A 19619-nucleotide genomic window follows, 5' to 3' on the forward strand; every position below is an offset into this window, starting at 1 on the left:
CGCTCGCCCGGACAGCCTCTCCCCCGTCTGAACCACAAAGCCCAGTCGGCCCACGAGGCGGTTGCGAACAGGCGCCTGCGGAGGAGTTCAGAACAGGCGCAGGCTGGGATCGTCCATACCGCGAAGCGCGTCGTAGTCGAGCGTCAGGCAGCTGATGCCGCGGTCGCCGGCCAGCACCCTCGCCTGCGGTTTGATCAGCTGGGCAGCGAACACCCCGCGGACGTCACCCAGCAGCGTGTCCCGCCGCATCAGCTCCAGATAGCGGGTCAGCTGCTCCACCCCGTCGATGTCCCCGCGTCGCTTGACCTCGACAGCCACGTAACGGCCCTCGGCGTCCCGGCAGAGCAGGTCCACCGGGCCGATCGCGGTCGGGTACTCCCTACGCACCAGACTCCACCCCGGACCGAAGGTCTCAGGGTGTTCGGCCAGCAGCACCTGCAGATGCGCCTCGACGCCGTCCTTCTGCAGACCTGGGTCGACGCCGAGCTCGTGCGAAGAGTCATGCAGGATCTCCGCCAGGGTGATCTGCAGGGTGTCGCCGTCCTTGCCCCGGACCTCCCAGATGGCGCTGAGCGTGTCGGCGACCCCGGTGACCCGATCGGCTGGCGGCGCGGCCAGCTCGGTCAACGTGCAGGGTGGGCTCATCCAGTTGAGCGGCTTGTAGGCGCGGTCATCGGCATGGATGGAGACCGACCCGTCGGACTTCACCAGGATCAACCGGGTGGCCATCGGCAGATGCGCGGTCAGCCGACCGGCGTAGTCGACCTGGCAGCGAGCAATCACCAAACGCACCGCCCCACCGTACCGGCAACGGTGTGTTGCCATCACCATGCCGGCATCTGAAAGACTCGTTCAGTGGCACACATCGACGAGCACCCGGCCGGAAGCGCGCTGGTCGCTGTCATCGGGCTGGGCACCATGGGCGCCGGGATCGCCGAGGTCTTCGCCCGCAGCGGCTACCGCGTGCGCGGCATCGAGAATGACGCCGCCGCCCTTGAGCGGGGCCGGTCGCTGCTGCAGAAGTCGACCGCACGGGCCGTCGCCAGAGGCAAGCTGGAGGCCGAGGGACAACAGCAGCTGCTCGGCCGGATAGACCTCGGCACTGATCTTTCGGCGGTGGCGGACTGTTCCCTGGTGGTGGAGGCCGTCAGCGAGCGGCTCGACCTGAAGACCGCACTCTTCGCCGAGCTCGATCGGCTGGCTCCCCCCGAGGCGCTGCTGGCGACCAATACCTCGTCTCTCTCCATTACCGCGATAGCCGCCGCCACCGCCCGGCCGGAGCGTGTGATCGGAGTGCACTTCTTCAACCCCGCCCCGGTGCAGACCCTGGTGGAGGTGATCCGGACGGTGAGCACCAGCGATGACACGGTCGAGCGCACCTACGCCATCCTTCGCACGATTCAGAAGACGCCGATCGGCTGCGGCGACCGGGCCGGGTTCGTGGTCAACGCGCTGCTGATCGCGTACCTGAACCGCGCCGTCAGGCTCTACCAGGACGGATTCGCCAGCCGGGAGGAGATCGACCAGAGCATGGTCGATCTCGCCGGCTACCCGATGGGGCCGCTGGCCCTGCTCGACCTGATCGGCCTCGACGTCGCACACGCGGTGCTGGTGCGGATGTACGACGAGACCCGGGACCGGCTGCACGCACCGGCCCCGTTGCTCACCCAGCTGGTGACGGCAGGCCGGCTCGGCCGCAAGTCCGGGCGGGGCTTCTACGGATACTCGGGCACGGACGTCACCGACGAGCCCGGTCCGGTGAAGCCGCCGCCGGCCAGCCGAGCGGCCGAGCTGCCGGACACGCTGGTGATGGGCTACCTCAACGACGCCTGCGCGATGGTTCAGAGCAACTATGCGACGCCCGACGACATCGACACCGGCATGGTGCAGGGGTGCCGGATGCCGGCCCCCTTCGATGTACTGGCCCAGTACGGCCCGGCAACGGTACTGGCCGGGCAGCGGCAGCTGTTCGCCGAGACGGCAGAGCCCGGTCATCGTCCTGCTCTGCTGCTCGAACGGCTGGCCGCAGCGGACGACCCTCAGGCGGCCCTGGCCGCGCTGCGGACGCGGAGCTGACGGCGAATGGCTCGACGACCCAGCAAGCACACCCGACCGGCCCGACCGTTGTCCGCCGGGCATGCGACCTCCGCCACCAAGAGCGACGGCCGGTGGGTGGTGCGCAGCATCCCCGGCGCGGCCGCGACCAAGACCTACCGCTGCCCGGGATGCGACCGGCTGGTTCCGGTCGGCACGGCGCATGTGGTGGTCTGGCCCGCAGTGCCCAGCCTGCACGCCAGCAGCGGCGTGGAGGAGCGCCGGCACTGGCACAGCGCCTGCTGGCAGCGCCGCCGATGAGCCTCCGGCTGCATCACGCCGAGCTGGGCAGCAGCGGACCACGGATCGCCTTCCTGCACGGCCTGTTCGGCCAGGGCCGGAACTGGATGGCGATCGCCAAGGCGCTCAGCGACACCCACCGGGTCGTCCTGGTGGACCTGCCCGACCACGGGCGCTCCGAGTGGAGCGACCACTTCTCGTACGTCGAGATGGCCGATTCCGTCGGCGACCTGCTGGTGGAGCTGTCCGGCGGTAACGAGGCGGTGACAGTGGTCGGGCACTCCATGGGCGGCAAGGTCGCGATGACTCTGGCCCTGCGCAACCCTCGGCTGGTCGAGCGGCTCTGTGTGGTGGACATCTCACCGGTCCGCTACGCACGCCTCAGCGCTTTCGCCGACTACGTCGAGGCGATGCGCTCGCTCGACCTGGCCAGGCTGACCGACCGGGCAAGTGCGGATGCAGCGCTCCAGCCCCTGGTTCCGGACGGCGGGGTCCGAGCCTTCCTGCTGCAGAATCTGCGCCGCGAGGGTGGCAGCTGGCGCTGGCAGATGAACCTGCAGCTCCTCGGCGACAACCTCGATCAGCTGGCCGACTGGCCTCAGGTCGAGGCGGAGCCTTACCCCGGCCCGGTGCTCTGGATCGCCGGCGCTCGTTCGGAGTATGTCCGCCCTGACTACGCCGACACGATGCGGAGGCTGTTTCCCCAGGTGCGGCTGGTCACGGTCAAGAACGCGGGCCACTGGGTGCACTCCGAGCAGCCTGAGGTGGTCGTCGCCGCCCTGCGGATGTTCGTCGACGCCGACCGCTGAGCCCGCCGGGCAGCCGATGGGTGAAGATATCTGTCGACCGTCGTCCCCCGAACTCGTTACCACACCAAGGAGACCGATGCTGATGCTTCCGCTGGACGTCGCGGCGGGCCCCGCCACCCTCGGCCCACTGCTGATCCTGCTCGTCCTGGCCATCCTCGCGGTCGTCACCGCCATCTTCCTGGTGAGATTCCTGCGCCGGGGCCGTAAGTGAGCCGGGCGCCCGCTCGGCTCACCGCAGGACGAGCGGCATGAGCAGCGAGCCGACGAGCAGCGAGGCGCTGTTGGTGCCGAGACTCAGCAGCAGCGACCAGCCGAGCTGTCGACGGACCACGGTCCAGGTGATCAGTGCCTCGACCACCACCACTCCCGCCTCGGCCCCCAGCAGCTGGCCGACCGAGTCCAGTCGGAGTGACACCGACCAGAGCAGTGGGTGAGTGAGGAGATTGGCTCCCAGGCCGAGGAGCGCAGCCTGCCACCAGAGCAGGACTGTCCCGCCCCTGGTACCGCCCAGCCAGCCCATCGACCGGCAGCCGACGAGGAACAACGGCACCTCGACGAGACAGGTCAACCCCAGCGCGACGAGGTACCCGGCAGAAGCGAGCACCTGATGACCCTAGCCAACGACCTGAGCAGCACCGGAGCACCACCCGTCGCCCGGACCGTCCCGCCGGCGAGGCTGCTCATCGGCGTGATGGTGGCTGCGGCTGTGCTGGCTCTGACGTTGGCGACCAGAGCACCCTTGTCGACGACGGTGCTCGGGCTGATCGCTTTCGGCGTCCTGCACAACGTGTTGGAGATCCGCTACGTCGCAGGTCGTTTCGCGGCACTGCTGACCGGGCGGTTCCTGGCACTGCTGCTGGGGCTGATCACGGGCATCATGCTCTGCCGCCTCGCTATCGGGGTCTGGCCGGTCGGCGCCCGGTACGCCGAGATCGGCCTGGGCTATCTGATCCTCGGCGTCGGCTCCTGGATCGGGTTGGGCCGTCGCTGGGTCTGGATCGCGCTGGCGGTGCTCGCGCTGGCCGCCACCGCCTCGTTCCGCTTCCCGGGCTACCACTTCGTGATGCTCACCCATCTGCACAACCTGGTGCCGCTGATCTTCCTCTGGGACTGGGCCCGGCGGATCCCCGATGCCTGGGCTCGAGCGGCGTTCCGGCTGACCCAGGTGGTGTGGGTGGTGGCAGTCCCGGTGCTGATCCTGGCCGGTGGCGTGGACCGCTGGCTGACCGCCGGACCAGGAGTGGTCCGGCAGTTCGTCGGAGACGGCAGCGCCGTCATCGCCGTCAGCGCGCCACCGCAGGCGGCGAGCCTGGTGGGACTGAGGTTCCTGGTCGCCTTCGCCTTTCTGCAGACGATGCACTATGTCGTCTGGGTGGGCTTCCTGCCGAAGTTCGCCCCGGACGCTGCAGCCGCCTTCGACGCTCGCGTCCCCTGGCTCCGCGGCGGTCGAGCCTGGGCGTTCGGGCTGCTCGGCGGAGCGTTCCTGTCGCTGCTGTTCTTCAGCGACTACAGCCAGGGCAAGGCCCTCTACGGTGCGCTGGCCAGCTACCACGCTTACCTGGAGTTCCCCGTACTGCTCGCTCTGCTGATGCACGGGGCCGGCGTTCGGGACCGATTGCCCCAGCCGTGAGCTGTCGGGTCAACGGCCACTCGGGGTATCGCTGGGTGTCGGGCCGTTGGACCGGCTGCTCTCTGGCGTCGGGCTGAGGTCCGCCGGCTGCTCCTCGACCACGCTGATGATCTCGGACGGGTTGTTGGGTCGACCGCCTCCCCCACCTGAGGCGCGGTAACGACCGTCCTCGCCCTCGGCTGACATGCGTGCGACCACATCGGTGGACGGCTGGTCCATCTTGCCGAACACGGTGTAGTTGGGCGGCAGCTCGGAGTCGTCGTAGACCAGGAAGAACTGCGAGCCGTTGGAGTTGACTCCTCCGTTGGCCATGGCAACCGTGCCGGCCGGGTAGGTGTCGGAGGGGTCGGTCTCGTCATCGAACTGGTAGCCGGGCCCGCCGTCGCCCTTACCGGTGGGGTCCCCGCATTGCAGGAAGAACGCCCCCGAGTCGACCAGCCGGTGGCACCGCGTCCGGTCGAAGTACCCCTGCTCGGCGAGCGATCTGAAGGAGTTCACCGTGCAGGGCGCCTTCTCCCGGTCCATCGTGATGGTGACGTCACCCTCGGTCATCTTCAGTACGAAGGTCACGCTTCCGGTCCGGGGCACGTTGTCGGTCGGGGGCAGCCGCACCGGCCGGGCAGCCTGCCCCGACTCCACGTACTCGCAGGTCTCCACCGCCGGATCGAGCGGGCCCTTCCCGAAGCTGTCCGGGATTGTGCCGCAGCCCCCGGTCACCGACAGCACCGCCAGGACTCCGGCCAGAGCCAGGGCCCTGGACCGGGTGGGCTGCGCAATCACCCGACCACCCTGCCATATCCGCACTGCGAAACCCGGGAGCCCACCGGCGGCCCGTCGCAGGCGGCTACCCCTAAGGTGGAGGTCATGGTGATCTTGAATCGGATCTACACCCGAACCGGTGACGGCGGGCAGACCCGGCTCTCGGACATGTCACTCACCGACAAGACCGACCCGAGGGTGGCCGCCTACGGCGATGTGGACGAGGCCAACTCCGCCATCGGCGTGGCTCTCTCCAGCCAGGGGCTCGACCCGGAGATCGCCGACGTGCTCCGGTTGATCCAGAACGAGCTGTTCGACGTCGGGGCGGACCTGAGCAACCCGATGGTCGCCGAGCCGAAGTATGAGCCGTTGCGGATCGTGGCCACCTCGATCGAGCGGCTTGAGGCCTGGTGTGACCATTTCTCGGCACCGCTGCCCGCCCTGCGCTCTTTCATCCTGCCAGGCGGCTCCCCCGCGGCGGCGCAGTTGCACGTCGCCAGGACCGTCACCCGCCGAGCCGAGCGGAGCGCCTGGCGCGCGGTGGCTTCCTACGGCACCGACGTCGGCACCAGGGACTCCCCTGGCGGCATCAACCTGCTCGCCGTGACCTATCTCAACCGGCTGTCCGACCTGTTGTTCATCCTCACCCGTGCCGTCAACGGCGCCGCCGGCGACGTGTTGTGGGTGCCGGGTGGGGAACGCTCGATGGATCGGCCGGCCACCACCCGTACGCCAACCCAACCTCACCCAGATCAGGAGAACCCAGCATGACTTCTCGGAGCGAAGCCACCCGCAAGGCCCAGCCCAAGCAGGATCGACCCGTCACCCTCTTCACCGGCCAATGGGCCGATCTGCCGTTCGAGGAGGTGTGCCGGCTCGCGGCCGAGTGGGGCTACGACGGGCTGGAGATCGCCTGCTGGGGTGACCACTTCGATGTCGCCAAGGCGGCCGAGGACGACTCCTACGTCCAGGGCAAGCGCGACCTGTTGGAGAAGCACGGGCTCGGCTGCTGGGCCATCTCCAACCACCTGAACGGCCAGGCCGTCTGCGACCATCCCATCGACGGCCGGCACAAGGGCATGGTGAACACCCGCGTCTGGGGCGATGGCGACCCGGAGGGCGTCCGGCAGCGGGCGGCCGAGGAGATGAAGACCACCGCTCGCGCCGCCAAGGCGTTCGGCGTGGACACCGTCATCGGCTTCACCGGGTCCTCCATCTGGCACTACGTGGCCATGTTCCCGCCCGTCGGCGACGACGTGATCCAGGCCGGCTACGCCGACTTCGCCGACCGCTGGAACCCGATCCTGGACGTCTTCGACGAGGTCGGGGTGAAGTTCGCGCATGAGGTGCATCCGTCTGAGATCGCCTACGACTACTGGACGACCGTGGCCACGCTGGAGGCCATCGGCCACCGGGAGGCGTTCGGGCTCAACTTCGACCCGAGCCACATGGTCTGGCAGCAGATCGACCCGGTCGCCTTCCTGTGGGACTTCAAGGACAAGATTCTGCATGTGGACTGCAAGGACACCAAGGTGCGCATGAACAACGGTCGCAACGGCCGGCTGTCGTCCCACCTGCCGTGGGCAGATCCGCGCCGCGGCTGGGACTTCATCTCCACCGGCCACGGTGACACCCCCTGGGAGGACATCTTCCGGATGCTCAACCACATCGGCTACGACGGCGCGATCTCCATCGAGTGGGAGGATGCTGGCATGGATCGCCTCGACGGTGCCCCCGAGGCTCTGGGCTTCATCCGCAACCTCAACGGCATCACGCCCCCCACCGCATCCTTCGACGCCGCCTTCGCCACCAAGGAGTAGCAGGTAAAGCTGCGCCGGTCGACGGGCTCAGGTCGCGGGCAGCCGCCGCCCCTGGGCCCGTCGAAGGGCCACCCCAGAACGCGCCCTGAGCCCGTCGAAGGGCCACCCCAGAACGCGCCCTGAGCCCGTCGAAGGGCAAGGACAGCTCGAGGCAACCATGGACGGAGCGGACCGATCAAGATCATCAGCTACAACCTGAAGTTCGCCGAAGCCGGCGGACGGCACCCCTGGAGTGGCCGTCGGCCGCTGATGGCTGAGTTCCTCCGGTCCGCCCGACCCGCTGTTCTGGGCACCCAGGAAGGCCTGGTCGGGCAGCTCCGCGACATGGCCGCGGATCTGCCCGACGGCTACGACTGGGTGGGCCAGGGCCGTCGGGGCGGGACGGACGACGAGTTCTGTGCGGTCTTCTTCGACACCGGTCTGGTGGAGCCGCTCAAGGTCAGCCACGGGTGGCTGTCCGACACTCCGGAGGTGGCCGGATCGACCGGTTGGGGCAACAGCTTGCCGCGGATGTTCACCGCAGTGACCTTCCGGGACCGGGACAGTGGGAGCGAGTTCGATCTGGTCAACACCCACCTGGACCATCAGAGCGCCAAGGCACGGCTGGCCTCGGCGAGGATGCTGCAGGACCGGGCCCGACAGTCGATCCGGGCCGGCCGGCCCGTGGTGGTGCTGGGTGACTTCAACGCCGATGCGGAACGGTCCCCCGAATACCAGCTGCTGATCGACACTCCACTGCAGGACAGCCACCTGGTGGCCGGAACCGGCCAGCAGATCGGCACGGTCAACGGCTACGGACCGCCCGGACCCGGCCCACGCATCGACTGGATCCTGACCGGGCCTGGAGTCGAGGTGCGCTCAGCCGGGATCGTGGACAACGGGACCCCCGGCGGCTACGCCTCGGACCACCTCCCTGTCCAGGCCGAGATCTGGCTGCCGCCATCCCGGTCGTCGCTTCCCCGGTAGTTTTCCGTGGTCCTCCACCCCGACCCACTTGCTCCGCTATATTCACCATCCAGTAGGGGCAGGAGCTGCAGCTGAGCAAGGCGATGCGCACAGGCACCCGCGCCGGGTGCAGAGGGCGTGCCCGGGCTATTGGGGTGACGACGGGCGGCGACTTCTGCGCAGGCCCGCGGGGGATGGAAGAGGCGTTGGAGTCATCGCACGAACAGTCGACAGGTCTGGAGCGCCTGGTCTTCTTCAGTGACGCCGTGTTCGCGATCGTGATCACCTTGCTGGTGCTGCCCTTGACCGCCGAGATTGACCTCCCGGAGCCCTCGCAGAGCCTGGCTCAGCTCGTCGAGGACCTGTGGCCGCGCATGATCAGCTTTCTGGTCAGTTTCCTGGTCATCGGGCAGTTCTGGATCGCTCATCACCACATGTTCGGCAAGGTGCGACACTTCGACCAGGGTCTGCTGTGGTTCAACCTGGTGTCGCTGCTGACGATTTCCTTCATGCCGTTTCCCACCGCTGTGCTCGGATCCCGTGTTGAAGCCGACGAACCGTTCCCGGTTGTGTTCTACGCGGCCAGCCTGGCGGTCAGCAGCCTCGCGCTCACGACAACCTGGCTGTACGCCGTTCGTCGGCAACTGGTGGACCCGGGCATGAATGACCAAGCTGTCCGGGCCTTCACCGCCCGTGCCATCACGACGTCGGCGATCTTTCTGCTGTCGATGGGTGCCGCCTTCCTGGGGCTGTGGGTGGCCGTCGCCTGTTGGCTGGTTCTGCTTCCACTCGGTCGCCTGGTGATCGGCCGAGTCCAGGCGCCACGCCAGAACAGCATCTGATGTGCTCGGCCGGCAGGAAGAACACCCTTGATCTGAGGAGGCTCTGATGAGGCCATGGTTGATGTCCCGCCCGTTTCTGTCCGTGATCATCCTGGAGGTGCTCTCCGTGACTTTGGCGGTAGCAGGCGCCACGATGCTCACCGCCCTGATCCCTGGCTTGCCCGGCTACAGCGTGCGGGGTCCGAGCCAGAGTTTCGTCCTGGTCCTTTTAGAGATGCTGCTCCTGCTGCTCCTGGTTGGTTCGTTCCGTTGGTGGTCGCTGGCCGGTTTCACCCCGCCCGTCCGCTGGCACCGACTGCGGCTGTATTGGCTCCCGGTTGCACTGCTCGCCGTACCGTTCGCCGGTGGCGTCAAGATGCCACCGCTGTCCGCGATCGCCATTCTGCTCGTCGGCTACCTCGCCACCGCCGTCTACGAGGAGGGCCTGTGGCGCGGCGTCATGGTCGGGCTGTTGCGGCCGAGCGGCGTGTGGAAGAGCGTGCTCATCACATCGCTGTTGTTCGGTCTTGCGCACCTCGGTAACTCCGCCCTGCGTGGGCTCTCTCCGTTGATCGCAGCGCAGGCCTTTGGGGCGGCGGTGCAGGGCATCGGTCTGGCGGCGCTTCGACTCCGCACCAACACCATCTGGCCACTCATCGTGATCCATTTCCTGCACGACCTGTTCCTGCAGATGAGCGCACTTCCGATTCCCCTGGTCGAGGTCCCCATCGACACCATCATGGCGATCTACGGCATCATCCTCCTTCGCCACCACCGACGCCACCTCGCCGAAGATCCCGATTCGCCACACCGGCGCGGCCTGGCCCAGGGCTCAAGGGCCGCAGCCGACCCGTCTCCCTGAGCTTCGATGGGGCCCGCGCACCGGAGCCCGAAAAGGTCACAACACGATTAAACGTCCCGCCAGCTCATCGGTTCGCGTCCGCTGCAAGGCGGATCGGCGTATCGTGAAAACACTATTCATAGGTCGCCATCGTTGTCGATCGTGTGTCTGTTGTGTTCAGTGCCGGCAGGCTCGATGGGGCTTCCCGATTCGTCGGGGTCTGATCGAAGGAGCTTGTGATGCCCGGTCCTGCCGTGAATCCGATGAGTCGTCGTCATTTCCTGGGAGCCCTCGGGCTGGGCGCGGCGGCGCTCGGCAGCGGTCCCCTGCTGGCCGCCTGCGGGGGCGGGTCGTCCGGCGTCGGTAATGGTGGGGGCGGCGGCGACAAGAGCAAGCCGACCATCAACCAGTGGTACCACCAGTACGGTGAGGCGGGCACCCAGCAAGCCGTGATGCGCTACGCCAAGGAATACCCGGATGCCAACGTCAAGGTGCAGTGGACCCCTGGCGACTACACGTCCAAGCTGAACAGCGGGTTGCTCTCCAGCGCCGGACCGGATGTGTTCGAGAGTGGCGTCAACATCGACCAGGTGCAGAGCAAGCAGGTCGTCGACATCGACGACATCATGAAGGACGTCAAGAGCGACTACACCGAGGCTGACCTCAAGTCGACGACCGTCGACGGCAAGATCTACGGCGTCAAGATGGTCGACGACATGGGGGTCCTCTACTACCGCAAGAGCGTGCTGGACAAGGCCGGGGTCAAGCCGCCGACGTCGATGGACGAGCTGATCGCGGCGTCCAAGGAGCTGACCACCTCGAAGCAGAAGGGCCTCTTCATCGGCAACGACGCCGGCGTCACGCCGTCCTTCGGTGGGGGCGCCCTGCTCGGCCAGATCCTGTGGTGCGTCGGCCAGGACTTCCTCACCGCGGACAACAAGCCCGGCTTCAACACCCCTGAGGCCAAGGAGTCCTTCCTCAAGCTGCGAGAGCTCTTCGACAGCAAGTCCCTGCTGCTTGGAGCGCCCACGGACTGGTGGGACCCCTCCTCCTTCACCCAGGGCCTGGCCGCCATGCAGTGGTGTGGGCTGTGGGCACTGCCGGGCATCAAGAAGGCCATCGGAGACGACTTCGGCGTCGTCGCCTGGCCCGCGTTCAGCAGCTCGGTGGGCAAGCCCTCGACCTTCCTCGGCGGCTGGACAGCGATGGTCAGCGCCAAGGCCAAGGACGTCGAGGCGGCCAAGGCGTTCGTGAAGTGGCTGTGGATCGACAACTCCAAGGACCAGGAGGACTTCAACCTCAGTTACGGCTTCCACATCCCGCCGCGCAAGAGCCTCGCCGCCAAGGCGGAGAAGCTCAAGCAGGGTCCGGCGGCGGACGCGCTCAAGATCTTCAACGACTACGCCGTGCCCTCGAACCCGGCGTGGACACCGAAGATGTCATCGGCCTACGCGGATGCGGCCACGGCCATCGTCCGCAAGAACGGTGACGTCGACTCCAACCTGAAGAAGGCGGAAGCCACCGTCAAGACCGAGCTCAACCGTCTCTTCGGCTGAGTCGATGAGCAGCTCAACGGCGACCCTGGAGGCGTCGGCCGTACGAACGACGCCGCGGCGCCCACGACGGATGAAGGAGGCCACCCGGGCCTTCTGGATCTTCATGGCTCCGTTCGTGATCGGCTTGTTGATCTTCGTCTACCTGCCGATCGTCTGGTCGGTCGTGCTCAGCTTCTCCAGGGCTCAGAACACCGTCACCCCGGGCGACTGGGTCGGGCTGAAGAACTACGTCGACCTGCTCAGGCCGGGGCCGTTCCTGAACAGCTTGATCACGTTCACCATCTTCGCTGCCTTCATTGTCCCGCTGACGTTCGCCCTCTCGCTGGGGCTGGCGCTGCTGCTGAACAGGGTGCCGGTAGCCAAGGGCTTCTTCCGCTCGGTGTTCTTCCTGCCGACAGCCTGCTCGTACGTGGTGGCCTCGTTGGTGTGGAAGCTCTCCATCTTCAACGGCGTCCGGTTCGGGTTGGCCAACACCGTGCTGAGCTGGTTCGGCGTCGACAACATCCCGTGGCTGGCGACCACCAGCCCACCGTGGTACTGGATGGTCATCGTCACCTTGCGGCTGTGGATCCAGGTCGGCTTCTACATGATCCTGTTCCTGGCCGGGCTGCAGAGCATCTCACCGGAGCTCTACGAGGCCGCCGAGATCGACGGCGCCAAGCCGGGCTGGCAGACCTTCCGTTTCATCACCCTGCCCCAGCTGCGTGCCACCTCGGTCGCCGTCCTGCTGCTGCTGCTGATCAATGCCTACCAGGCGTTCGACGAGTTCTTCAACCTCCTCGGCAACTCCTCGTTCGCCCGGCCACCGTTGGTCTATCTCTACTACACGGCACAGGGCAACCAGGACTTCGGGCACGGCAGCGCAGGAGCCGTGATCCTGGCGCTGCTGATCATGATCCTGACCCTGGCCCAGGGACGCGTCTTCGGATTCGGGAGGGCCGATGACTGACACGACGACGGTCGCCACCGCCGCTCCGGTACTGCCGACCAGGCGTCGCCGTCTGAGACCGGGCCAGGTCGTTGCCGGTGTGTTGCGCTATCTCGCCCTGATCGTGGCCACTGTGGTGTTCCTGATCCCGTTCTACCTGATCGTTCGCAACGCGTTGTCCAGTGACCTCGAGATCACCTCGCCCAACTGGCAGCTGATCCCGAGCAAGATCCACTGGGAGAACTTCTCCGAGCTGTTCACCGATGCCTCGGTCAACCTGTTGCAGGGACTGGCCAACAGTGCCCTGATCGCGGTGCTGCAGACCGCCGGGCAGCTGCTGCTGTGCTCCTGGGCCGGGTACGCACTGGCGCGGATCCCCTACCGACATGCGAACAAGATCTTCTATGCGGTCCTGATCACGCTGATGATCCCGCCGGCGGTGACCTTCATCCCCAGCTTCATCATCGTCTCGCAGTTGCAGTGGGTGGACACCTACCAGGGGATCATCGTCCCGGTCCTGTTCAGCGGTTTCACCACCTTCCTGTTCCGGCAGTACTTCCTGAGCTTCCCGCGCGAGCTCGAGGAGGCGGCCCGTGTGGACGGCCTCGGCTACGTCGGCTCGTTCTGGCGGGTGGTGGTGCCGAACTCCGGGGCCTTCTTCTCCGCCATCGCCGTGATCACCTTCATCGCCAGCTGGAACGCCTTCCTGTGGCCTCTGGTGATCGGCCAGGACTCGTCCAAGTGGACCGTTCAGGTCGCCCTCTCCACCTTCTTGACCGCTCAGACCATCAACCTGCACGAGCTTTTCCTGGCCGCTGCGGTGTCCATCGTGCCGTTGGTGCTGGTCTTCGTCTTCCTCCAGCGCTACCTGGTGCTGGGCGTCGCCAACACCGGGATCAAGGGCTGACCGCTGCGACCTCGACAGCGGGTAGGGTCACAGCGAGACCGGAGTTCGGAGAGGGACGATGCAGCAGCCAGCCCAGCGTGATCAGACCGATCCGGCACCTGAGGAACTGGATTTCGGCCCCGCCCCACTGCCGCTGCGCCGACTGCTTCCGTTCGCGGTCGTTGTCCTCGTGCTGCTGGCCCTCGGACTGGTCGGCACGGTCGGGTGGCGGGTCTACCGCGCCTCTTCGCCGGAGTTCACCCTGAACGACCTCAACAACAGCTATGCCGCCTTCACCACCTCCAGCGGCACCAACGAGGTCAGCATCCTCACCCGGGACAAGTTCACCGAGCCGCCGGTCGAAGTCGGTCCGGAGCGCTGCTCGCCCCTGTTCCAGTCCACCATGGCCACCCAGTTCCCGTCCCGGGCTCTGGACGGCGTGCTGGTCTACAGCATCGGCAGTGACCAGGGCGGCAGCATGTCCCTGTACACATTCCGCTACACCAATGCCCGACTGGCGCGCGCCGACTACGACCAGGTGACCACCGCGCTGCCCCAGTGCCGTCAGGTGACGGTAGCCATGCAGGACCAGCAGCCGCGCCGAATGGCGGTCGCGCCGGTCGAGGTAACCCGGGACAGCGGGGTACGGTCGCAGACGGCCTACCTGATCACCCGCCCCGACGTGAGCGGTCGGTTCTCGGTGCACGTGCTTCAGTTCGGCAACACGGTCACCTGGGAGTACCGCTACGTCAGTGGAAGCGGCGAGTACTCGCATCAGCAGGCCCAGGAGCTGATGGATGCGCTGGTGGCCCAGATGCGCGATGTGCTGTCCATCCGCAGCTGATCCCGGGGGTCCTGACGTTGGCGGATCTGTCGCGTCGACAGGCCCTTGGAGATTAGGCGGACGGAGTCCGGCGGAGCATAATGAAAGAGATGAGCATTCCAGCCGGGTCCCGGCGCTACTTGCCTGACAGCCCCTTCAATCGGCGCCCTGTCGAACCTCCCAAGGTCTTCGAGGTTGAAGATCGTGTGACCCACGACCGCTACGGTCTGGGCCGCGTCTCCGAGATCGAGAACAGTGGCGCCGTGATCGTTGATTTCGGTTCCGGTCGCCTCCGGGTGAAGGCGCCGTTCACCAAGCTCTACAAGCTCTGATCCGCGGGTAATCAAGCCCTTCGACAGGCTCAGGGCGCGTGATCCTTATTCAGGGCGCGTGATCGGGCTCAGGCAGGCTGCGGCTCAGGCCCTTCGACAGGCTCAGGGCGCTTCGCAGGCTCAGGGCGCGCGATCGGGCCTAGTGCCCTTCGACAGGCTCAGGGTGCGTGATCGGGTCAGTAACCGCCCACGCCGGGTGGGGCCGCCTCCAGCCAGCTCAGCATGCCGGTGAGCGAGTCGCCGCTCATGGCCAGATCCCACAGCTGGGCATCATCGCCGTAGCCCTCCTCCACCCGGACGACCCGCTGCCCGCTGTACAGCGACACCGCCTCGACCGGATCCGGGTCACGGTTCTCCAACACCATCACCTGACCGCGGACGAACGTCTTGCGCGGTCTGAACGAGAACGAGAAGAACCTGAACCATTCCAGGTCCTCGCCGTTGTAACGCGCGACTCCGAGCACCCAACCGGTGCCCGGAGTCGATTTGCGTAGTCGAAGACTGCATTCGAACGTGCCACCCATCCGCGCCAGCCATCGGCGCCGCAGGGCAAGCAGCACGAGCGGGAGGATCAGGAGGACGAGAACGATCACAACGATCTCGACCAGCCCGAACCACTCACCCATCGCGTGTCTTATTGCGCCTTTTGGGCGGCGCGGACCTGTCCGCTGGCACGGACGAAGTGCCGACGGGTCTCCTCGTCCTCGTCACCTGCGTCCAACCGGGCCTGGGCCTCGGCGAGCTCCTTCTCCGCCGCGGGCAGGCTGATCTCTCCCGCCATCCGGGCGTACTCACTCAGGATGGACACCCGTCCATGGGCAACCGAGATGAAACCGCCGTCGACGGCGATGATCTCCCGCTTACCATCCGGAGTGAGGACCTCCAGCCCGCTCGGCACCAGCACCCCCAGCACCGGTGAGTGCCCGGCGAGGATGCCGATGTCGCCCTCGACAGTCTTGGCGATGATGTTGGTGGCCTGGCCCGACCAGACGACCTGGTCGGCCGAGACCACCTCCACCTGCATGGGTTCGGCCATGACTAGTTGTCCTTCTCCATCTCAGACCAACGCCGCTCGACGTCCTCCATGCTGCCGACGTTGAAGAAGGCCTGCTCGGCGATGTGGTCGACGTCGCCGTTGCAGATCATCTGGAACGACTCGATGGTCTCGGCCAGCGGCACCGTGGAGCCCGGGATGTTGGTGAACTTCTCGGCCATGTAGGTGTTCTGGCTGAGGAACTGCTGGATCCGGCGGGCCCGGCTGACGACGATCTTGTCCTCCTCGGACAGCTCGTCGACGCCCAGGATGGCGATGATGTCCTGCAGCTCCTTGTTCCGCTGCAGGATCTGCTTCACCCGCACTGCGGTGTCGTAGTGCGTCTGGCCGATGTACTGCGGGTCCAGGATCCGCGAGGTGGACGTCAGCGGGTCGACCGCCGGGTACAGACCGCGGGAGGCAATCTCACGGCTGAGCTCGGTGGTCGCGTCCAGGTGAGCGAACGTGGTCGCCGGCGCCGGGTCGGTGTAGTCGTCGGCAGGGACGTAGATCGCCTGCATCGAGGTGATCGAGTGTCCACGGGTCGAGGTGATCCGCTCCTGCAGCTGGCCCATCTCATCGGCGAGGTTGGGCTGGTAACCCACCGCGGACGGCATCCGGCCGAGCAGGGTGGAGACCTCCGAACCCGCCTGGGTGAACCGGAAGATGTTGTCGATGAACAGCAGCACGTCCTGGTTCTGCACGTCACGGAAATACTCCGCCATGGTCAGCGCGCTCAGCGCCACCCGGAGCCGGGTGCCCGGCGGCTCGTCCATCTGCCCGAACACCAGGGCGGTGTCCTTGAACACCCCGGCCTCGTCCATCTCGTGGATCAGGTCGTTGCCCTCGCGGGTCCGCTCACCCACGCCGGCGAACACCGAGGTGCCTCCGAAGTTGTGCGCGATCCGGTAGATCATCTCCTGGATCATCACCGTCTTGCCCACCCCGGCGCCGCCGAACAGGCCGATCTTGCCACCCTGCACGTACGGGGTCAGCAGGTCGAGCACCTTGATGCCGGTCTCCAGCATCTCGGTCTTCGACTCGAGCTGGTCGAACTTGGGTGCCGAACGGTGGATGGGCCAACGCTCGGTGACCTCGAACTCCGAGGCGTCCTGGTTGAGGCACTCACCGGTCACGTTCCAGACCCGGCCCTTGGTCACGTCGCCGACCGGGACCGAGATCGGGGCACCGGTGTCCCGGACCTCGACCCCTCGCTGCATGCCGTCGGTCGGCTTCAGCGCGATCGCGCGGACCATGTTGTCACCCACGTGTAGGGCGACCTCCATGGTCATGGTGCGGGTCTGACCGTTGATGGTGGTGTCGACCAGCAGGGCGTTCAGCAGGTCGGGCATCTGGTCGACGGGGAACTCCACGTCGACGACGGGTCCGATGACCCGGGACACTCGGCCTACGCCGAACGTCCCGGTCTCAGTTGCTTGGTCGTTAAGGGTCGCAGTCATTTCTCTCTCACTCGCTTTCGGCGCCGGTGGTCATTCTTTGGTGGTTGCCTCGGCTAGCGCACTGGCGCCACCGACGATCTCGCTGATCTCCTGGGTGATCTCGGCCTGACGTGCCTGGTTCGCTTCGCGGGTCAGACGCTCGATCAGCTGTTGTGCATTGTCTGTTGCAGACTTCATCGCCTTCTGCCGGCTCGCCAGCTCCGAGGCCGCCGACTGCAGCAGGCAGTACTGGATGCGGCTGGCCACATACAAGGGCAGCAGCTCGTCCAACACCGTCTCGGCATCCGGCTCGAACTCGTAGAGCGGCAGCACCTCCGACTCTGCCGGAGGCTCCTCCCCCTCGACGACCTCCAACGGCAGCATCCGGATGACTTCGGGGCGCTGGACCAGCATCGACACGAACCTGGTGTAGACGACGTGGATCTCGTCCACGCCACCCTCCTCGGTCGGCTTCAGGAAGGCCGAGATCAAGGTGTCGGCGATCTCCCGCGCCTCCGTGTAGGTCGGGGCGTCAGAGAAGCCCTCCCACTTCGAGGCCACCTGACGACGGCGGAACTGGTAGTAGGCAGCCGCCTTCCGTCCGGTCAGGTAAGGCACAACCTCCTTGCCCTCCCCGCGCAGCAGCGTTGACAGCGACTCGCCCTCCTTGATCACCGAGGAGGAGTAGGCGCCGGCCAGACCGCGGTCGGAGGTAATCAACAGCATCGCCGCGCGTTTCGGGTTCGGCTTCTCGGTCGTCAGCGGGTGGTCGACGTCGGAGTACGTCGCCACCGCCGAGACCGCCCTCGTCAGCTCCCGCGCATACGGAGTGGCAGCCTTCGCCCGCTGCTGCGCCTTGATGATGCGAGACGCAGCGATGAGCTCCATGGCGCGGGTGATCTTCTTGGTCGTGCTGACCGTGGTTCTCCGCTGACGAAGTTCACGCAAACTGGCTGGCATTGAACTAGCCCCGCTTCTGCTTGACGATTTGCTCCTGCTCGACCTCTTCCTCGGGCAGTGCGTGGTGCTCCTCGCGACCGGCGAGCAGCTTGCCGTCGGAAGTCTGGAACGTCTTCTTGAACTCCTCGATGTCGGACGACAGCGCAGCGGCGGTGTCGTCGTCGAACGCCTTCGTCTCCCGGACGTTCTGCAGCACCGAGCCGTGGTGCCGGAGGTAGTCCAGCAGCTCCTGCTCGAAGCGAAGCACGTCATCCACCGGCACCTCGTCGAACTTGCCGTTGATGCCGGCCCACACCGAGACTACCTGCTCCTCGACCGGGTACGGGGTGTACTGCGGCTGGCGCAGCAGCTCGACCAGTCGGGCGCCACGGTCCAGCTGCCGCCGCGAGGTGGCGTCCAGGTCGGAGGCGAACATCGCGAACGCCTCCATGTCCCGATACTGCGCCAGCTCCAGCTTGAGCGACCCGGAGACGTTCTTCATGGCCTTGATCTGAGCGGCACCACCGACCCGCGACACCGACACACCGACGTCGATGGCCGGCCGCTGGTTGGCGTTGAACAGGTCGGACTGCAGGAAGATCTGGCCGTCGGTGATCGAGATGACGTTGGTCGGGATGTAGGCCGACACGTCGTTCGCCTTGGTCTCGATGATCGGCAGGCCGGTCATCGAGCCGCCACCCAGCTCCTTGGAGAGCTTGGCGCAACGCTCGAGCAGCCGGGAGTGCAGGTAGAAGACGTCGCCCGGGTAGGCCTCGCGGCCCGGCGGCCGGCGCAGCAGCAGCGACATCGCCCGATAGGCCTCGGCCTGCTTGGTGAGGTCGTCGAAGATGATCAGGACGTGCTTGCCCTGGTACATCCAGTGCTGGCCGATGGCCGAACCGGTGTAGGGGGCGACGTACTTGAAGCCGGCCGGGTCGGATGCCGGGGCGTGCACGATGGTGGTGTAGGCCATCGCGCCGGCCTCCTCGAGGGAGCCACGGATGGCGGCGACGGTCGAGCCCTTCTGGCCGATCGCGACATAGATGCAGCGCACCTGCTGCTCCGGGTCACCGGACTCCCAGGCCGCCTTCTGGTTCATGATCGTGTCGATCGCGATGGCCGTCTTGCCGGTCTTGCGGTCGCCGATGATGAGCTGGCGCTGGCCACGGCCGATCGGGATCATCGCGTCGATCGCCTTGATACCGGTCTGCAGCGGCTGCCGCACCTCCTGCCGGTCCATCACGCCGGCGGCCTGCAGCTCGAGCGCGCGGCGCTCCTCCAGACCTTCGATGTCGCCGAGACCGTCGATCGGGTTGCCGAGCGCGTCGACGACGCGACCCAGGTAGCCGTCGCCCACGGGCACGGACAGGATGTCGCCGGTACGGCGGACACTTGAGCCCTCTTCGATCCCGGTCGAGTCACCCATGACGACGACACCGATCTCCCGGACGTCCAGGTTCAGCGCGATGCCGAGGGTGCCGTTCTCGAACTCCAGCATCTCGTTGGCCATCGCCGACGGCAGACCCTCGATCCGAGCAATGCCGTCACCGGAGGTGACCACGGTGCCGACCTCTTCCCGCGAAGAGGTGTCTGGGGTGTAGTTCTGGACAAACCGGTCCAGCGCGTCCCGGATCTCTTCCGGTCGAATTGTGAGTTCCGCCATCGTTGCGTCCCTGCTCTCCTTATAGCCGATCTTGACGTGATGTAGATGTGTGGGGCCCTGC

General features: G+C 66.6%; 23 protein-coding genes. 15 read left to right on the plus strand and 8 right to left on the minus strand.

The features are described from left to right. Positions 1-87 precede the first annotated feature (87 nt). Positions 88-792, minus strand: a complete 705-nt coding sequence (nucS, locus tag JOE57_RS01495; protein WP_338041097.1) for an endonuclease NucS — start codon at positions 790-792, stop codon at positions 88-90. 63 nt (positions 793-855) lie between these two features. On the opposite strand from nucS, the gene JOE57_RS01500 reads away from it, so the two are divergent. From JOE57_RS01500 to JOE57_RS18855, 4 genes are all read left to right on the plus strand, one after another. After that, positions 856-2076: a 3-hydroxyacyl-CoA dehydrogenase gene (locus JOE57_RS01500; protein ID WP_338041098.1), complete on the plus strand. Its 1221-nt coding sequence runs from the start codon at positions 856-858 to the stop codon at positions 2074-2076. Between the two features lie 6 nt (positions 2077-2082). Next, complete coding sequence (locus JOE57_RS01505) at positions 2083-2355, plus strand: hypothetical protein (protein WP_204916076.1); 273 nt, start codon at positions 2083-2085, stop codon at positions 2353-2355. Next, positions 2352-3143: an alpha/beta fold hydrolase gene (locus tag JOE57_RS01510; protein WP_204916077.1), complete on the plus strand. Its 792-nt coding sequence runs from the start codon at positions 2352-2354 to the stop codon at positions 3141-3143. Before JOE57_RS01505 ends, JOE57_RS01510 begins: the two co-directional genes overlap by 4 nt. 76 nt (positions 3144-3219) lie before the next feature. Then, a complete protein-coding gene (locus JOE57_RS18855) occupies positions 3220-3354 on the plus strand; it encodes a hypothetical protein (RefSeq protein ID WP_275588288.1) in 135 nt (44 codons plus the stop codon). A gap of 18 nt (positions 3355-3372) precedes the next feature. Here JOE57_RS18855 and JOE57_RS01515 read toward each other — a convergent pair whose 3' ends face one another. After that, complete coding sequence (locus tag JOE57_RS01515; RefSeq protein ID WP_204916078.1) at positions 3373-3747, minus strand: hypothetical protein; 375 nt, start codon at positions 3745-3747, stop codon at positions 3373-3375. Between the two features lie 3 nt (positions 3748-3750). Between JOE57_RS01515 and JOE57_RS01520 the strand changes: the two genes are divergently transcribed. Continuing rightward, on the plus strand, positions 3751-4773 hold the full coding sequence (locus tag JOE57_RS01520; protein WP_204916079.1) for a hypothetical protein: 1023 nt from the start codon (positions 3751-3753) through the stop codon (positions 4771-4773). Between the two features lie 9 nt (positions 4774-4782). On the opposite strand, the gene JOE57_RS01525 is transcribed toward JOE57_RS01520, so the two are convergent. Continuing rightward, positions 4783-5553 carry a peptidylprolyl isomerase gene (locus JOE57_RS01525; RefSeq protein WP_338041099.1) on the minus strand — a complete coding sequence of 257 codons (771 nt, stop codon included), beginning with the start codon at positions 5551-5553 and terminating at the stop codon, positions 4783-4785. A gap of 84 nt (positions 5554-5637) precedes the next feature. Here JOE57_RS01525 and JOE57_RS01530 point away from each other — a divergent pair, with 84 nt between their 5' ends. The 10 genes from JOE57_RS01530 (at position 5638) to JOE57_RS01575 (ending at position 14484) form a co-directional block, all read left to right on the plus strand. Next, positions 5638-6303 carry a cob(I)yrinic acid a,c-diamide adenosyltransferase gene (locus tag JOE57_RS01530; RefSeq protein WP_204916080.1) on the plus strand — a complete coding sequence of 222 codons (666 nt, stop codon included), beginning with the start codon at positions 5638-5640 and terminating at the stop codon, positions 6301-6303. Further along, positions 6300-7352 carry a sugar phosphate isomerase/epimerase family protein gene (locus JOE57_RS01535; protein WP_204916081.1) on the plus strand — a complete coding sequence of 351 codons (1053 nt, stop codon included), beginning with the start codon at positions 6300-6302 and terminating at the stop codon, positions 7350-7352. Before JOE57_RS01530 ends, JOE57_RS01535 begins: the two co-directional genes overlap by 4 nt. A gap of 249 nt (positions 7353-7601) precedes the next feature. Then, a complete protein-coding gene (locus tag JOE57_RS01540) occupies positions 7602-8318 on the plus strand; it encodes an endonuclease/exonuclease/phosphatase family protein (protein WP_204916082.1) in 717 nt (238 codons plus the stop codon). 173 nt (positions 8319-8491) lie between these two features. Then, positions 8492-9139, plus strand: a complete 648-nt coding sequence (locus JOE57_RS01545; protein ID WP_204916083.1) for a TMEM175 family protein — start codon at positions 8492-8494, stop codon at positions 9137-9139. 82 nt (positions 9140-9221) lie between these two features. Next, positions 9222-9980 (plus strand): CPBP family glutamic-type intramembrane protease, encoded by a 759-nt coding sequence (locus JOE57_RS01550; RefSeq protein ID WP_204916084.1) that lies wholly within the window; start codon positions 9222-9224, stop codon positions 9978-9980. Between the two features lie 242 nt (positions 9981-10222). After that, entirely contained in the window at positions 10223-11515 is a 1293-nt protein-coding gene (locus tag JOE57_RS01555; protein ID WP_239578804.1) for an ABC transporter substrate-binding protein, read from the plus strand. Between the two features lie 4 nt (positions 11516-11519). Further along, a complete protein-coding gene (locus tag JOE57_RS01560; protein WP_239578805.1) occupies positions 11520-12464 on the plus strand; it encodes a carbohydrate ABC transporter permease in 945 nt (314 codons plus the stop codon). Next, entirely contained in the window at positions 12457-13350 is an 894-nt protein-coding gene (locus JOE57_RS01565) for a carbohydrate ABC transporter permease (RefSeq protein WP_204916086.1), read from the plus strand. Before JOE57_RS01560 ends, JOE57_RS01565 begins: the two co-directional genes overlap by 8 nt. A 58-nt stretch (positions 13351-13408) precedes the next feature. Further along, positions 13409-14173, plus strand: coding sequence for a hypothetical protein (locus JOE57_RS01570; protein WP_204916087.1), 765 nt, complete (start codon positions 13409-13411; stop codon positions 14171-14173). An 89-nt stretch (positions 14174-14262) separates the two neighbouring features. Continuing rightward, on the plus strand, positions 14263-14484 hold the full coding sequence (locus JOE57_RS01575; RefSeq protein WP_204916088.1) for a hypothetical protein: 222 nt from the start codon (positions 14263-14265) through the stop codon (positions 14482-14484). Between the two features lie 176 nt (positions 14485-14660). On the opposite strand, the gene JOE57_RS01580 is transcribed toward JOE57_RS01575, so the two are convergent. Genes JOE57_RS01580 through atpA form a run of 5 tightly spaced genes read right to left on the minus strand, consistent with a single transcriptional unit; the run spans position 14661 to position 19558 of the window. Continuing rightward, entirely contained in the window at positions 14661-15110 is a 450-nt protein-coding gene (locus tag JOE57_RS01580; protein ID WP_239578806.1) for a DUF2550 domain-containing protein, read from the minus strand. An 8-nt stretch (positions 15111-15118) separates the two neighbouring features. Further along, a complete protein-coding gene (locus tag JOE57_RS01585; RefSeq protein ID WP_204916089.1) occupies positions 15119-15520 on the minus strand; it encodes a F0F1 ATP synthase subunit epsilon in 402 nt (133 codons plus the stop codon). Positions 15521-15522: 2 nt separating this feature from the next. Next, a complete protein-coding gene (gene atpD, locus JOE57_RS01590) occupies positions 15523-16977 on the minus strand; it encodes a F0F1 ATP synthase subunit beta (protein WP_204916090.1) in 1455 nt (484 codons plus the stop codon). A 30-nt stretch (positions 16978-17007) separates the two neighbouring features. Next, entirely contained in the window at positions 17008-17916 is a 909-nt protein-coding gene (locus tag JOE57_RS01595; RefSeq protein WP_204916091.1) for a F0F1 ATP synthase subunit gamma, read from the minus strand. A 4-nt stretch (positions 17917-17920) separates the two neighbouring features. Continuing rightward, positions 17921-19558 carry a F0F1 ATP synthase subunit alpha gene (gene atpA / locus JOE57_RS01600; protein ID WP_204916092.1) on the minus strand — a complete coding sequence of 546 codons (1638 nt, stop codon included), beginning with the start codon at positions 19556-19558 and terminating at the stop codon, positions 17921-17923. Positions 19559-19619 lie beyond the last annotated feature (61 nt).

Origin of the sequence: Microlunatus panaciterrae, from assembly GCF_016907535.1 — a bacterium.
Taxonomy (GTDB): Bacteria; Actinomycetota; Actinomycetes; order Propionibacteriales; family Propionibacteriaceae; genus Microlunatus; species Microlunatus panaciterrae.